The organism is Magnetospirillum sp. 15-1 (assembly GCF_900184795.1).
Classification (GTDB): domain Bacteria; phylum Pseudomonadota; class Alphaproteobacteria; order Rhodospirillales; family Magnetospirillaceae; genus Phaeospirillum.
Genome location: NZ_FXXN01000005.1, coordinates 1 through 13,920 on the forward strand (window position 1 = coordinate 1; position 13,920 = coordinate 13,920).

A 13,920-nucleotide genomic window follows, 5' to 3' on the forward strand; every position below is an offset into this window, starting at 1 on the left:
GTGTAGTACCCCTCCCGCCCGAGGAAGACCCCGCCCCCCCAATGCTGACCATGGCAAGTCCATGGCGGCGCGCCATGGACTTGCCATGGTCAGCATGGGCATGAGCGGTGATTTCGAGACGGCCATCGCCGAGGGTGCCACCCATGTGCGGGTGGGCTCGGCCATTTTCGGCCATCGGGGCTGACCGTTACTGTTCGGTAACGGTTCCTGTCGCGCCGCCGCCGAGACGCGAGCTTTTCTCGTACTTGTCCATGGCCTGCATCATGGAGGCGCTGAACCAGTCGCCCGACTGGCCCCCCGGAACACCGGAACCGCTGGAACCCGACGTGGCCGAGGCTTCGGCCTGGGCGGCCACCATCTGCTGGGCCGTGGCCGCCGACGTGGCGCGCTGGGCGCTGGGACGGTGACCGACGATCGGAGCGTTGGAACGCAGGCCGGTAGTGGACACCGTGGTGCCGATGGCCAGGGGCGCCTGGGTGGCGAGCGGCGTGGTGCGTCCGGGAATGGGCATGAAACGGGGCTCGCGACCCAATGGCATGGGCCGGTTGGCGGCTGCCGCCACCTGCTCGGAGGCCGAGGCGACCTGAACCGGCGCGACGGCGGCCGAGGCGGCGGCGGCCGAGACGGCGGCGGCGGGCTGGGCGTCGTCGCCCACCAGATCGGGCATGATCAGCGGCCGGGCCTTGGTGGAATCATCGGCCTTGGGCTCGGCAGTCTTGGATTCGGCGGGCTTCGCTTCGGGAGATTTGGGTCCGGCGGCGGCCAGGACCTGGCTCTGCTGCTGGGAAGAGGCTTCCAGACGGGCCGCCTGAGCCTCCGGGGCCGGCGCCTTTTCCTCGGCCGAGGCCAGCGCGGTGCCGGTGCCGGTGGCGGGATCATCGTCCCGGAACAGGGCCAGCACATGCCCGCCGGCATCATGGCCGGTGGATTCCTCGAGGATACAATTGGCCGCCGAGGCGATCAGGCCCAGCGGTCCGCCGAACAGGGTACCGCCCACCAGACGGGCGGCCACGCCGATCTTGTCACCGGTGGCCTCCCGGTACAGGTCGTTGACGATGGGAATATGCTGCAGCGGATTGATGACGTCGAGAAGGTCCCAGAACGACGGCTCATCGTCGCCCTCGGCGAACATGCTGAGCTGCTTGACGTCGGGAGAGGAATTGGCGGCCTTCGTGGCTTCCGCCGCCGTCACCGCATTCTCGGTGGGCAGAGTCGGCACCAGCGAGCCGGGCAGGCTCGACATCTGGTAGGAGGACACGGCGGATAGCGACATAGCGCACCTCGGATGAAGGACGCCACCATCCTTGCAACCGTGATGCCAGTTTCATAACGTTGAAATTGCTGCGATTTTATTCAAACCGCCCCGGCAAGAGCCGCCATGGGGCAGAAAGCGTGCGGCAAATCCTGCCGGGAGCCCCGGCAGCCTAGAACAGGTGGCCGCTACGCGTCGCCTTGGTCCGCAGATAACCCTGGTTATGGTCGTTGGAGGGGAACACGTGCGGCACCCGCTCGGTCACCTCGACACCGTGGCGGGCCAGGGCATCCACCTTCATGGGATTGTTGGTGAGCAGCCGCACCCGGCAGATCCCCAACAGCCGCAGCATCTGCGCCGCCGGCAGATAGATGCGCTCGTCGTCGTCGAAGCCCAGCTGCAGATTGGCGTCCAGGGTATCGAAACCGTCGTCCTGCAACTGATAGGCCCGCAGCTTGTTCACCAGTCCGATACCCCGGCCCTCCTGGGCGAGATAGAGCAGCACGCCGCTGCCGGTCTGGGCGATTTCAGCGATGGCGCCGCGCAGCTGGTCGCCGCAATCACAGCGCAAACTGCCCAGCAGGTCCCCGGTGAAGCATTCGGAATGCAGCCGGGTCAGCACCGGCTGGTCGGGATCGGGATCGCCGATGATGATGGCCAGATGCTCGATGCCGCCATCGGACGGGCGGAAGGCGACGATCCGGGCGTTCTCGGCATTTTCCAGCGGCACCCGGGCCTGGCTCACCTGCCGCAGCGAGCGGGCGGCGTTCTCCTGATAACCGGTGATCTCGGCCGCCGCCAGCCCGCACCGCCTGGGCCGGAACGGTACCGGTCGGGGCCAGAACCACCGCCGGCAGCAGCCGGGCCAGCTTGGCCAGCGCCACGCAGGCCTCGTCCACGCCGCCGGCGCGACGGGCATCCAGACCCGAGAAGGCCGGCATGGGCAGCGAGCGGGCGCCGGGATCGGCCAGCCAGGCAATCGTTGCCGTATCGAAACCGTTTGCCGAGGTCACCCGGAACACTCCGGCCTCGGTATCGCCCAGGCCCAGCACCCCGGCCCGGCGCCCGGTCAGGGCCAGCAGAGGATCGGAACCGGCCGCCGTCGCCAGCAGAACCAGACTTTCATCCGATACCGCTTCGGCCGCCATCATCAGCGCCGACCCGTCGGCATGCTCGACCAGCACCAGCCCGCCGCGGCGCAGCTCGGCGATGGCGCGATCGACAACGATCAGCGAGGGAAGAGCCGCCGTTTCCGGCTTGGGAGTGGTATCGAGGCTTCGGGTCATGGACAGGCTTCGTTTTTCGGCCGGCCGGAACCATACAGCCTTTTCCCCGGCGGGAAAAAGGAAAAGCCGATGAGTCCGAACCCGTCCCCGCCCCACTCCCGCCACTCGCGCGCCATCGCCAGACCACAAAGCCGTGTGATATAGGGTTACAGTCCGAAAGGCCGAACATGATCCCTGTACCCCGCATCCTTCTGGCCATCGCCGACGTCCCGTTGCGCCGCAGCGTCGCCGAGCATCTGCGCGCCACCGCCGGATGGTCGGTGACCGAGGCCACCGACGCCGCCGAAGCCCTGGGTCGAGCCCGGGATCACGATCTGGCGGTGGTGGATGAAGCCCTGGACGGTCCCGCCCTGTGCCTGCGGCTGCGCTGAGGACGGCATCGTCCTGCCCATGCTGCTGCTGGGGCCGGCCGGCACGCCCCGCTGCTGCGGCATCGAAGCCGTGGTGTCCAAGCCGCTCCGCCTGCCCCTCCTGGTCACCCGCATCCGCGACATTCTCGCCCGCCGGTCCAACGTCAGCGTCGGCCGCTGGCGCTTCGACGAGGGCCGCTCGGTCCTGGACGGCGACGGCGGGGCGCTGGTGCGCCTTACCGCCAAGGAAACCGCCATCCTGGGGCGCCTCCACCGCGCCGCCGGGCAGGTAGTGGCCCGCGAGACCCTGCTGGGCGAGGTCTGGGGCTACGGCGCCGGCATCGATACCCACACCCTGGAGACCCATATCTACAAGCTGCGCCGCAAGCTGGGCGGGGGTGTGCTGGTCAGCGAAAACGGCGGGTACCGGCTGTCATCAGACCCCACCTGATTCCGACGGTGTCATAAGACACACATGGACACGGATGCGGTGCTGCGCACCGCTCGCGGATGACTATGAAATAATCATAGAGGATTTTTTATCCGCGGCCGCGCAGCGGCATCCGTGGCATCCGTGTCGATGAACCATCGAAGGCCGCGCTCTCCCCCGCCTACAGGTCGAAATCCACCATCACCGGCACGTGGTCCGAGGGCTGGGTCCACGAGCGGGCCTCGCGCGCCACCAGGGTGCCGCGCAAGGCGGGAGCCAGGGCGGGCGTCACCCAGACGTGATCGAGACGGCGGCCACGGTCATTCCGCTGCCAGTCGGGGGAACGGTAGCTCCACCAGGTGAACAGCTTTTCCTCGGGCGGCACGAAATGGCGCACCGCGTCGACGAAAGGCACCGAGGCCTGGAAGGCATTGAGCAGTTCCACCTCGACCGGGGTGTGACTGACCACCTTGAGAAGCTGCTTGTGGGACCACACATCGGTTTCCAGGGGCGCGATATTGAAGTCACCGGCCAGGATGGCCTTGGAATCAGGCTTGATCTCGGCGGCGGCCCAGGCGGTGATCTCGCGCACGAAATCCAGTTTATGGGCGAACTTGTCGTTGATCTCGGGGTCGGGCTCGTCGCCGCCCGCCGGGATGTAAAGGCAATGCACCTCCACCCCGTTCTCGAGGCGCGCCATCAGGTGGCGGCGGTCGTCGCGGCCGCAGCGCGACAGCGGCCGGATTTCGGCCATGGGCAGTCGCGACAGGATGGCGACGCCGTTGTAGCCCTTCATGCCGTGAAAGGCCACGTGCTCGAACCCCATCTCCCGGCATTCGTCCAGGGGGAACAGCGGGTCGTCGACCTTGATCTCCTGCAGACAGACGATGTCGGGGTTCATCACCGACGCCACCTGCCGCAGCAGGTCGATACGTAGGCGGATCGAGTTGATGTTCCAGGTGACGAGACGCACGGGTCGGGGATTCCCTCATGGCCGGGATGATCTGGCGAAGGCGCGGAGAATACACGAAAAGGGCGCCCGGTCAGGGGGGTAACCGGGCGCCCTATTGCTCCGTGTGGAGCGCGGGGTGGCAGGGGAAACCAACCCCGCAGGGCACACGGACCATTGCAGTCTCGGCCGTGCTCCTTGGAATTTGGGGTGCCGTTTTTGTCTTCACAGGCGCATTCAGCGCATGGCCGCTATGCATTCTAGGCATGGCTTAGTTGCCGGTGTTGAGGGCGGGTGCGGTGAACTTGGGATTCTTGAACTCGAACAGCTTGCCGTCGAGGGTCAGGCCGCTCTGGGCCTGGTACAGCGACACGGTGGTCACCTGATGCTGAGCGTCCTTGACCTGCCACTGCCGCAGGGCGAAGGGTTTGTCGGAGAACACCAGGGTGATCTCGCCGGCCGCCGGATCGTCGGCTTCCACCACCGAGATGCGCACCACGCCGGGCAGGCGGGTCACCCGCGTCACCGTCACGTCGCCGCCGTCCAGCTTGACGCCGGGCCGCACCAGGATGCCGGCCGGGGTGGAGCCCAGGGGAATATAGCTGGGCTCGCCCAACTGGCTGTCATGGACGATCAGGAAGCTGCCGTCGGCCACCACCAGCAGCGGGCTGGGCGGATCGTATTGCAGCCGCAGCTTACCCGGCCGCGACAGATAGGCGTCGCCCTCGACGGACGAGCCGTTGGGCGAGACCTGGAGAAAGCGGGCCTTCAGGGTGGTGACGCCGTTGAGGTACTCCTCGGCGCGGGCGATGTCGGCCCTGTCCTGGGCCGACAAGGGCGTGCGCGCCGGCTGGGCGGCCTGGACGCCTGCCGAGAACACGCCGAGCAGGGCCGCGACGACCCAAATCTTCAAACTCTTCATCACCATCCGTTCCATTCGCCGTGTGAACCGCCAGGACAGCAAGACACCAGGATTATGGAAGAAATATGGTCCTCCCACCCGGCACCCTTCCTCAATACTCGACCCCGGTACGGGCCAGGACCTCGCGCTTGCCCACATGGTTGGGCTTGCCCACCACGCCTTCGGCTTCCATGCGCTCGATCAGGCGGGCGGCGCGGTTATAGCCGATCTGCAGGTGACGCTGCACGAAGGAGGTGGAGGCCTTGTTCTCGCGGCAGACCAGGGCCACCGCCTGATCGTAGAGGTCGTCGCCCGAACCGCCGCCCTCGCCGCCGCCCAGGCCGAACTCGCCCTGCTCCTCCTCGGTGACCGCCTCCACATAGGACGGCTCGCCCTGGGAGCGCAGATGGTCCACCACCTTCTCCACCTCGTCGTCGGAGACGAAGGGGCCGTGCACGCGGGTGACGCGCCCACCCGACGCCATGTACAGCATGTCGCCCTGGCCCAGCAACTGCTCGGCGCCCTGCTCGCCCAGGATGGTGCGGCTGTCGATCTTGCTGGTCACCTGGAAGGAAATACGGGTGGGGAAATTGGCCTTGATGGTGCCGGTGATGACGTCCACCGAGGGGCGCTGGGTGGCCATCAGGATATGGATGCCGGCGGCGCGGGCCATCTGGGCCAGACGCTGCACGGCGGCCTCGATGTCCTTGCCGGCCACCAGCATCAGGTCGGCCATCTCGTCGACGATCACCACGATGAAGGGCAGCGGCTCCAGCGCCAGGGTCTGCTCCTCGTAGAGCGGCTTGCCGGTGTCGGGGTCGAAGCCGGTCTGCACCGTGCGGGTCAGCACCTCGCCCCGGTCGCGGGCCTCGGCCAGGCGGTGGTTGTAGCCGGCGATGTTGCGCACGCCGAGCTGGCTCATGGCGCGGTAGCGGTCTTCCATCTCGCGCACCGCCCATTTCAGCGCCACCACCGCCTTGCCCGGCTCGGTGACCACCGGGGCCAGCAGATGGGGGATGCCGTCATAGACCGACAATTCCAGCATCTTGGGGTCGATCATGATGATGCGGCACTCTTCCGGGGTCAGGCGGTAGAGCAGCGACAGGATCATGGTGTTGATGGCCACCGACTTGCCCGAGCCGGTGGTGCCGGCGATCAGCAGGTGTGGCATGCGGGCGAGGTCGACCATCACCGGCGCGCCGCCGATATCCTTGCCCAGCACCAGGGTCAGCTTGGCCGAGGCCTTCTCGAACTGCTCGGCGGCCAGCAATTCGCGCAGATAGACGGTTTCGCGCTTCTGGTTGGGCAGCTCGATGCCGATCACGCTGCGCCCCGGCACGGTGGCGATGCGCACCGAGAGCGCGCTCATGGAGCGGGCGATGTCGTCGGCCAGACCGATCACCCGGCTGGTCTTGGTGCCCGGCGCCGGCTCCAGTTCGTACAGCGTCACCACCGGGCCGGGACGAACCTTCACCACCTTGCCGTTGACGCCGAAATCCGACAGCACCTCTTCCAGCATCCGGGCGTTCTGGGCCAGACCGTCCTGATTGACGCGGGTGGTGCCCTGATCGGGCGCCGGGGCCAGCAGGGTCAGCGGCGGCAATTGGTAGCCCGAACCGGGCGGCGGGGCCCCCAGGTCGAGAGTCCCCTGGCGGGCGGCACGCTCGCGCTTGCCCGGCGTCACCGGCGGGCGCTTGGGCTGGACCAGGGAGCCGGCCGGCCGCGCCGGCTCATCGGCGGTATCCTCAAGGGGCGGCGGCACGAAGGGATCGTCGTCGTCCTCGTCATCGGGCGGCAACGGCGTGGCGACCGGCTCGGCCCGCGCCGGAACCGGACGCAGCACCGGATCGACCCGGCGGATGCCCGGCTCGGGCTCGGCGAAGGGATGAGTGCGCAAGGAGGAAGCCGCCTGACTGGGGCCGCGTTGGCCATGTCCAGGGAACGCCGCCCCAGCCCGGCCCACTCGGCCCCGGTCAGGCCCAGCACGAACACCGACGCCGCCAGCCCGACCAAGGCGGCGGCGGGGCCGGCGATCCAGGCGAATTCCGGCGGCAGCAGCAGGCCAAGTCCCTTGACCAGCAACAGACCCAGGGCGCCGCCGGGACCGGCGGGCAGTGATGCCATGTCGGGCAGCGGCAGCGCCGCCAGGGCCAGCCCCCACAGCACCATGGTGAGCGGCAGGATCATCAGGCGCAGCATCCAGCGGCCGGGCAGCCGCACTCGCACCACGACCAGCAGGCCCCACACCACCCAGGTCAGCGCCAGGACGGCGCCGCCCCAGCCCACCGCCTGGAACAAGAAGTCGGCGAACCAGGCGCCGGGACGGCCGAGCGCGTTGATCACCGGGCCGCTGGCGGCGGTGTTGAAGCTGGGATCGTGGGGGTCGGCGGTGACCAGGGCGGCAAGGCCCGCCCCGCCGAGGGCCAGCATGAGCAGCCCGCCCACCTGGGTCAGGCGGCGACGCAGGAAGTCCACGGTTCCGCGCGGCAGGAACCCGCCGGAGGGCATGGTCTTGCGCGATGGAGCCGCCATGATCCCTCCTATCCTCCCAGGATCTCGCCCAGGCGGGTCAGCGCCGCCTCGGTGGTGGCCAGATCGTGGACCAGGGCGACGCGGATGAAGCGGCTTCCGGGATTGCCCTCCTCGGAATCCTCGGCGGCGAGATAGGTTCCGGGCAGCACCCGGATATTGCCCTCGCGCCACAGCTTGACCGCCGCCACCTCGCCGTCGCCCACGTCCAGCCACAGGAAAAAGCCGCCGGCCGGCCGGGTGAAGCCCAGGCGGCCGCCAAGAATCCGTTCGGCCGCGTCCAGCTTGGCGCGATAGAGATTGTTGCTCTCGGTCACATGCGCCTCGTCGCGCCACAGGGCGGCGGCGACGGCGGCGATGGGCAGCGGCGTGGCGGCGCCGCCATAGGAGCGCAGACGGGCAAAGGCATGGATCACCCGCTCGTCGCCGATCACCACGCCGGAGCGCAGACCCGGCACACTGGACCGTTTCGATAGCGAATTGAACACCAGGATGTTGGCCAATCCCTCGCCCGAGGCGGCGCAGGCCGCCAACGCGCCGGGAGGCGGCGCCTTGTCCCAGATCTCGGAATAGCATTCGTCCACGGCCAGGACGAAGCCGTGGCGGCGGGCCGTCTGGACCTGACGTTCCAACAGGCCGGCATCGGCCACCGATCCTTGCGGATTGGCGGGAGAGCAGACATAGGCCAGGGCCGTCCGATCGAGAATCTCGGCCGGCAGGGTGGAAAAATCGGGCTGGCTGGCCGGACCGGTGGCGCCGGGCACGAAGACCGGCTCGGCCCCGGCCATCACCGCCGCGCCAGCATAGACCTGATAGAACGGATTGGGCAGCAGCACCAGCGGCCGCTGGCCGCCGCGATCGCCGCAGACCGTCTGGGCGATCAGGTACAGCGCCTCGCGGGTACCGGCCACCGGCAGGATCGCCTTGTCGGGATCGACCAGTCCGGCGGGCAGGCCATAACGCCGGCCGGCCCAGTCGGCCACGGCGCGGCGCAGATCATCGGGACCGTTGGCGGGCGGATACTTGCCCCACAGCCCGGCATTGGCCGCCAGGACCTCGGCCACCAGGGACGGCGCCTTGTGCTGGGGCTCGCCGATGGACATGACGATGGAATCGGGCCGGGCCGGCGCCCCCAGCAGCTTGGCCAGCCGGGCGAAGGGATAATCGGGCAGGCCGTCGAGACGAGCGTCGAGATGGGGAGCGATGGTCATGTTTTTCCGCGGGCCGAGGCAAACGTTGGCAGAACATTGGAGTATTACCCTATTCCCCGCTCCGGCCCCAGGGGGAAGTTTAACGATGCCGCCCGGCGCCCTTCCGCCGGCCCACCGGCCGGCCAGGCCCAAGGGGCCGCGCGCCTTATGGCGCGGGAGCCGAGGGTTTCGGAGAAACCCGCCCGGCGATTGAGGAACGTGAACCCGCCGGCCCACCGGCCGGCCAGGCCCAAGGGGCCGCGCGCCTTATGGCGCGGGAGCCAAGGGTTTCGGAGGAACCCGCCCGGCGATTGAGGAACGTGAACCCGCCGGCCCACAGGCCGGCTAGGCCCAAGGGGCCGCGCGCCTTATGGCGCGGGAGCCGAGGGTTTCGGAGAAGCCCGCCCGGCGATTGAGGAACGTGAACCCGCCGGCCCACCGGCCGGCTAGGCCCAAGGGGCCGCGCGCCTTATGGCGCGGGAGCCAAGGGTTTCGGAGGAACCCGCCCGGCGATTGAGGGACATATAAAAGAAAAGGGCGCCGGGTTGCCCCGGCGCCCTCCTCGACCTCTCTCCCGCGGCGACGGGGAGGCTCGAGGATCAGTGGACCGTTTCGCCGTGCAGGGCGAGGTCGAGGCCTTCCCGCTCTTCCTCGGCGGTGACGCGCAGGCCCATGACCATGTCGATGGCCTTGAGCAGGATGAACGACACCACGGCGGTATAGACGCCGGTGATTAGCACGCCGTAGACCTGGGTCAGCACCTGACCGCCATTGCCTTCCAGCAGGCCGGCGGTGCCGCCGATACCCTCGACCGCGAACACGCCGGTCAGGATGGCGCCGGTGATGCCGCCGATGCCGTGCACGCCGAAGGCGTCCAGCGAGTCGTCGTACTTGAGGGCATGCTTGAGGCCGGTGGCGCCCCAGTAGCAGACCACGCCGGCGATCAGGCCGATGACCAGGGCGCCCTTGACGTCCACGAAGCCGGCGGCGGGGGTGATGGCGACCAGACCGGCCACGGCGCCCGAGATGATGCCCAGAGCGGAGGGCTTCTTGCGCAGCAGCCACTCGGCGAGCATCCACGAGACGGCGGCGGCGGCGGCACCCACCTGGGTCACGGCCATGGCCATGCCGGCACGGCCGTCGGCGGCCACGGCGGAGCCGGCGTTGAAGCCGAACCAGCCCACCCACAGCAGCGCGGCGCCGATGATCGACAGGCTGAGGTTATGGGGAGCCATGTTGTCGGTACCGTAGCCCTTGCGCGGCCCCATGATCAGGCAGGCGACCAGACCGGCGATGCCCGCGTTGATGTGCACCACGGTGCCGCCGGCGAAGTCCAGCACGCCCATCTTGCCGAGGAAGCCGACGGCGGTGCCCTTCTCGTCCATCATCCACACCCAGTGGCAGATGGGAGCGTAGACGACCAGCAGCCACAGGCTCATGAACACCAGCATGGAGGAGAACTTCATGCGGTCGGCGAAGGCGCCGGTGATCAGGGCCGGGGTGATGATGGCGAAGGTCATCTGGAACATCATGAACACCGATTCGGGAACCGGGTTCGGCAGAGCCAGGGAAGCCTTTTCCAGGCCGGTCAGCAGGAAGCGGTCCAGGCCGCCGATGAACGGGCTCTCGCCGGTGAAGGCCAGGGAGTAGCCGACGATCACCCATAGCAGGGTGACGACGCAGGTAATGGCGAAGCTCTGCATCATGGTGCCCAGCAGGTTCTTCTTGCGAACCATGCCGGCGTAGAACAGCGCCAGGCCGGGAATGGTCATCATCAGCACCAGGGCGGTGGAGGTGAGCATCCAGGCGGTCGACCCGGTATCAAGCACCACCGGAGCGGCGGCAGCGGCCGGAGCGGCGGCCTCCTCGGCGCCCGCGACCGAGGCGAGAAGCGCGAGGCCGAGCGCGGGGCCTACGCCTAACAGAACGGACTTCAAACGATTGCTCATGGTTACCCCCGAAGCGGCTCAGCGAATGAACGTTGTGATCGGCCTTGCGATGATCCTCGGCACGATCGGCTGGCTCTCCAGTAACAAGAACCGTGCCAAGTGCCGGAAAAGGCCGGAATTAGGCGATTCTGTCAGAGACCTGTCGTTGCCGGCCCAGGGATAACCCCATTAATGATGAAGTTTTGGGCAGGTAAATCGGGTGGTGGTCAAATTTTGTGCTGAGCTAATATTGTGCGGCGAATGCTTCAATGGCGACGGAACAAGCCGGCGATTGGGCAAAGCAAAAGCCCGGAAGGATTGGGCCTTCCGGGCTTGAGGGCTTGCACCGCCTGCTGAACGAATCAGAGCGCTTCCGCGTTGCTTTCGCCGGTACGGATGCGATAGGCCTGCTGGATCTCGGTGACGAACACCTTGCCGTCACCGATCTTGCCGGTGCGGGCGGCGGTTTGGATGGCTTCCACCACGCGGTCGACCAGATCGTCGTTGACGGCGACCTCGATCTTCACCTTGGGCAGGAAGTTCACCACGTATTCGGCACCACGGTAGATTTCGGTTTGTCCCTTCTGGCGGCCGAAGCCCTTGACTTCGCTCACGGTCAAACCCTGGACGCCCAGGGGCGTCAGGGCCTCGCGAACCTCGTCGAGCTTGAAGGGCTTGATGATGGCCATGATCAGCTTCATCTTGGGGTCCCCATGCAATTCCAGGGATCCGTCATCCCGGTGCGGAGTCCGCCGATGACCTGGCGGGCCGAGAAAACGGATCACGGTTGATCGGTCGCAAGCCTTCTTGCGAATGTTCCGCTGCCCTTTCCCATTCAAGCGGCATGCCGAAATTGGGCCTTCCCATGAAAATGATGAAAAATATCGCTTTGCCAAGGTGTTGAGCCGGGCCGCCATCAACATGCCGCCTGAATCTTGGGCGCTTTCAGGGTGGGTTTGCCTGTTTCCTCGGCGATTCACGGCGGCCCACCCTTGAATCGGCCGGCCGGGGATGGCAGAACAATTCTCATGAGCATGTCTTCCCCCCTGCGCGTGGACGTCCTGATCAATGGCGGCGGTCCGGTCGGCGCCCTGCTGGCCGCCGTGCTGGGCCGGGCCGGTGTCCGGGTGGCGGTGATCGAGGCCGCCCCGCCGGAAGTCCTGGCCCGCCCCGGCTCGGATGCGCGGGCCATCGCCATCGCCTATACGGCGCGCAAGGTGATCGCCGCCGCCGGTGCCTGGGACGGCATGAAGGACGAAGCGGGCGAGATTCTGGAAATCCGCGTCACCGACGATGCCTCGCCGCTGTTCCTGCACTACGACCACCAGGAAATCGGCGCCGATCCCCTGGGCTGGATCGTCCCCAACCCGGCCATCCGCCGCGAACTGCTGGCCGCCCTCGGCCGCATTCCCGACGTCACCCTGCTGGCTCCGGCCCGGCTCAAGCGTCTCGAGCGCCTGCCCCATCGGGTCGAGGCCGAGCTGGAAGACGGACGGGTCGTCCACGCCGCCCTGGCGGTGGCCGCCGACGGGCGCGGCTCCATGCTCCGGCAGCAGGCGGGGATCAAGGTGACGCGGCGCGACTACCACGAGAGCGGCATCGTCTGCATCATGGCCCACGAGCGGCCCCACCACGGCATCGCCCACGAGCGCTTCCGTTGCCGGCCGGGCCTTTCGCCATCCTGCCCCTGGCCGGCAACCGCAGCGGCATCGTGTGGACCGAGGCCAACCACGTCGCCGCCGCCATCTGTGATCAGGGCGACGACGCCTTCCGGGCCGAACTGGCCGCCAAGGTCGGCGATTTCCTCGGCGAAATCCGGCTGGAGGGTAAGCGCTTCCACCATCCCCTCACCCTGCAATTCGCGGACGCCATGATCGGCCATCGCCTCGCCCTGATCGGCGACGCCGCCCACGGCATGCATCCCATCGCCGGCCAGGGCATGAACATGGGCATCCGCGACGTGGCCGCCCTGGCCGAGGTCATCGTGGATTCCCTGCGCCTCGGCCTCGATGCCGGCGGGCCGGACGTTCTGGAGCGCTACCAGCGTTGGCGCCGCTTCGACACCATGCTGATGCTGGGCGTCACCGACGGGCTGGACCGCCTGTTCTCCAATGACGTCGAATTGCTGAAGCACGTCCGCCGCATCGGTCTGGCCGCCGTCCACCAGCTCGACCATACCAAGCGCTTCTTCATGCGCCACGCCATGGGCCTGGTGGGCGATTTGCCGCGATTGATGAAGGGTGAAGCGCTGTAAAGCGCGCCTTCTCAGGCCAGTATGGGTTCCAGCCGGGCGCGGTTTTCCGCCAGCCAGCGGCAGATTTCCTCGACCAGCCCCGGCACGTCCCGCCTCGGCGACCAGCCGGTGGCGGCGGTGACCCTGGCATTGTCGGTGACGTAATAGGGAATGTCGGCGTCACGGGTCTCCGGCGTGCTGCCCATGGCCACCGCGCGCCCCGTCGCCTTTTCGCACAGAGCGGTCAGCTCGCGCAGCGATATGGAATTGGCGACGCCGCCGCCCACGTTGAACAGCGAGCCGTTCCAGCGATCGAGATCGGCAAGCTGCAACGCCAGCAGGTCGTAAAGATCCTCCACATGCAGGACGTCACGCACCTGGTGGCCGTGGCCGCCGAATCCCATGTAGCCCAGGCCGCCACCGTAAAGGTGACGGGCCGCCCACAGCACCATGAAGCCCTGGTCCACCTTGCCCATCTGCCATGGCCCGGCCAGCACGCCGCAGCGGTAGGTCAGGGTCCTGAGCCCGTAGGTGGCGCGGTATTCCTCGACCAGCATCTCGGAGGCCAGCTTGGTGGCACCATAGAGCGAGCGCGGCCCGGCCAGGGGGAAATCCTCGGAAATCCCCGCCCCCGACCAGCCGGGACCCGCTGCCCCCGCCGGCAGGACCAGCCGCCCGCCCGCCGGGGCCAACGGCAGGGCGCGAAGCGGCGCGATGGGATAGACCCGGCTGGTGGAGATGAACGCGAAGGCTCCGCCATGGCGCCGCGCATGCTCCAGACAGTTCACCGTCCCCATCAGATTGGTGTTGATGAGATAAGCCGGGCTGGCGCCATAGCCGGCATGTACGCTGGGTTCGGCCGAGCAATCGAG

Annotated in this window: 11 protein-coding genes and 3 pseudogenes; 5 read left to right on the plus strand and 9 right to left on the minus strand. The window is 67.9% G+C overall.

The genetic code is table 11. The annotated features are described in order from the left end of the window. A pseudogene (locus CP958_RS00180) lies at nucleotides 1–184 on the plus strand (YggS family pyridoxal phosphate-dependent enzyme); the annotation flags it as partial. Nucleotides 185–187: 3 nt separating this feature from the next. On the opposite strand, the gene CP958_RS00185 reads toward CP958_RS00180, so the two are convergent. Together CP958_RS00185 and ribA are read right to left on the minus strand one after the other, a co-directional pair. Next, nucleotides 188–1,273: a hypothetical protein gene (locus tag CP958_RS00185; RefSeq protein ID WP_096700030.1), complete on the minus strand. Its 1,086-nt coding sequence runs from the start codon at nucleotides 1,271–1,273 to the stop codon at nucleotides 188–190. A gap of 151 nt (nucleotides 1,274–1,424) precedes the next feature. Continuing rightward, entirely contained in the window at nucleotides 1,425–2,171 is a 747-nt protein-coding gene (ribA, locus tag CP958_RS00190; RefSeq protein WP_347337828.1) for a GTP cyclohydrolase II, read from the minus strand. A 534-nt stretch (nucleotides 2,172–2,705) separates the two neighbouring features. Between ribA and CP958_RS26730 the strand changes: the two genes are divergently transcribed. Beyond that, nucleotides 2,706–2,909 carry a hypothetical protein gene (locus CP958_RS26730; protein ID WP_242442647.1) on the plus strand — a complete coding sequence of 68 codons (204 nt, stop codon included), beginning with the start codon at nucleotides 2,706–2,708 and terminating at the stop codon, nucleotides 2,907–2,909. After that, complete coding sequence (locus CP958_RS00195) at nucleotides 2,866–3,339, plus strand: winged helix-turn-helix domain-containing protein (RefSeq protein WP_242442648.1); 474 nt, start codon at nucleotides 2,866–2,868, stop codon at nucleotides 3,337–3,339. The genes CP958_RS26730 and CP958_RS00195 overlap by 44 nt, the downstream gene beginning before the upstream one ends. A gap of 160 nt (nucleotides 3,340–3,499) precedes the next feature. Here the strand turns inward: CP958_RS00195 and CP958_RS00200 are convergent, their stop codons facing one another. From CP958_RS00200 to CP958_RS00225, 6 genes and pseudogenes are all read right to left on the minus strand, one after another. After that, nucleotides 3,500–4,291 (minus strand): exodeoxyribonuclease III, encoded by a 792-nt coding sequence (locus CP958_RS00200; RefSeq protein WP_096700031.1) that lies wholly within the window; start codon nucleotides 4,289–4,291, stop codon nucleotides 3,500–3,502. 247 nt (nucleotides 4,292–4,538) lie between these two features. Next, complete coding sequence (locus CP958_RS00205) at nucleotides 4,539–5,189, minus strand: outer membrane lipoprotein carrier protein LolA (RefSeq protein ID WP_242442649.1); 651 nt, start codon at nucleotides 5,187–5,189, stop codon at nucleotides 4,539–4,541. Between the two features lie 91 nt (nucleotides 5,190–5,280). Next, a pseudogene (locus tag CP958_RS00210) lies at nucleotides 5,281–7,700 on the minus strand (DNA translocase FtsK 4TM domain-containing protein). Nucleotides 7,701–7,708: 8 nt separating this feature from the next. Next, the gene (locus CP958_RS00215; protein ID WP_096700032.1) at nucleotides 7,709–8,908 is read right to left on the minus strand and encodes an aminotransferase class I/II-fold pyridoxal phosphate-dependent enzyme; all 1,200 of its coding nucleotides are present in this window, start codon (nucleotides 8,906–8,908) and stop codon (nucleotides 7,709–7,711) included. Between the two features lie 578 nt (nucleotides 8,909–9,486). Continuing rightward, nucleotides 9,487–10,836, minus strand: a complete 1,350-nt coding sequence (locus tag CP958_RS00220; RefSeq protein WP_096700033.1) for an ammonium transporter — start codon at nucleotides 10,834–10,836, stop codon at nucleotides 9,487–9,489. A gap of 341 nt (nucleotides 10,837–11,177) precedes the next feature. Further along, the gene (locus CP958_RS00225; protein WP_008621271.1) at nucleotides 11,178–11,516 is read right to left on the minus strand and encodes a P-II family nitrogen regulator; all 339 of its coding nucleotides are present in this window, start codon (nucleotides 11,514–11,516) and stop codon (nucleotides 11,178–11,180) included. A 333-nt stretch (nucleotides 11,517–11,849) separates the two neighbouring features. Between CP958_RS00225 and CP958_RS27265 the strand changes: the two are divergent. After that, a pseudogene (locus tag CP958_RS27265) lies at nucleotides 11,850–12,380 on the plus strand (FAD-dependent monooxygenase); the annotation flags it as partial. A gap of 146 nt (nucleotides 12,381–12,526) precedes the next feature. Beyond that, nucleotides 12,527–13,069, plus strand: coding sequence for an FAD-dependent monooxygenase (locus tag CP958_RS27270; protein ID WP_277948855.1), 543 nt, complete (start codon nucleotides 12,527–12,529; stop codon nucleotides 13,067–13,069). 11 nt (nucleotides 13,070–13,080) lie between these two features. Here CP958_RS27270 and CP958_RS00235 read toward each other — a convergent pair. After that, nucleotides 13,081–13,920, minus strand: an 840-nt coding sequence (locus CP958_RS00235) for an NAD-dependent epimerase/dehydratase family protein (protein ID WP_096700034.1), incomplete at its 5' end; no start/stop codon positions are given.

Bases quoted from the DNA above. Each gene is read 5' to 3' on its own strand.
- CP958_RS00225 (WP_008621271.1), bottom strand. From the start codon at position 11,516: ATGAAGCTGATCATGGCCATCATCAAGCCCTTCAAGCTCGACGAGGTT.
- CP958_RS00215 (WP_096700032.1), bottom strand. From the start codon at position 8,908: ATGACCATCGCTCCCCATCTCGACGCTCGTCTCGACGGCCTGCCCGAT.
- CP958_RS00220 (WP_096700033.1), bottom strand. From the start codon at position 10,836: ATGAGCAATCGTTTGAAGTCCGTTCTGTTAGGCGTAGGCCCCGCGCTC.
- CP958_RS26730 (WP_242442647.1), top strand. From the start codon at position 2,706: ATGATCCCTGTACCCCGCATCCTTCTGGCCATCGCCGACGTCCCGTTG.
- ribA (WP_347337828.1), bottom strand. From the start codon at position 2,171: ATGCCCGTCGCGCCGGCGGCGTGGACGAGGCCTGCGTGGCGCTGGCCA.
- CP958_RS00195 (WP_242442648.1), top strand. From the start codon at position 2,866: ATGAAGCCCTGGACGGTCCCGCCCTGTGCCTGCGGCTGCGCTGAGGAC.
- CP958_RS00205 (WP_242442649.1), bottom strand. From the start codon at position 5,189: ATGAAGAGTTTGAAGATTTGGGTCGTCGCGGCCCTGCTCGGCGTGTTC.
- CP958_RS00185 (WP_096700030.1), bottom strand. From the start codon at position 1,273: ATGTCGCTATCCGCCGTGTCCTCCTACCAGATGTCGAGCCTGCCCGGC.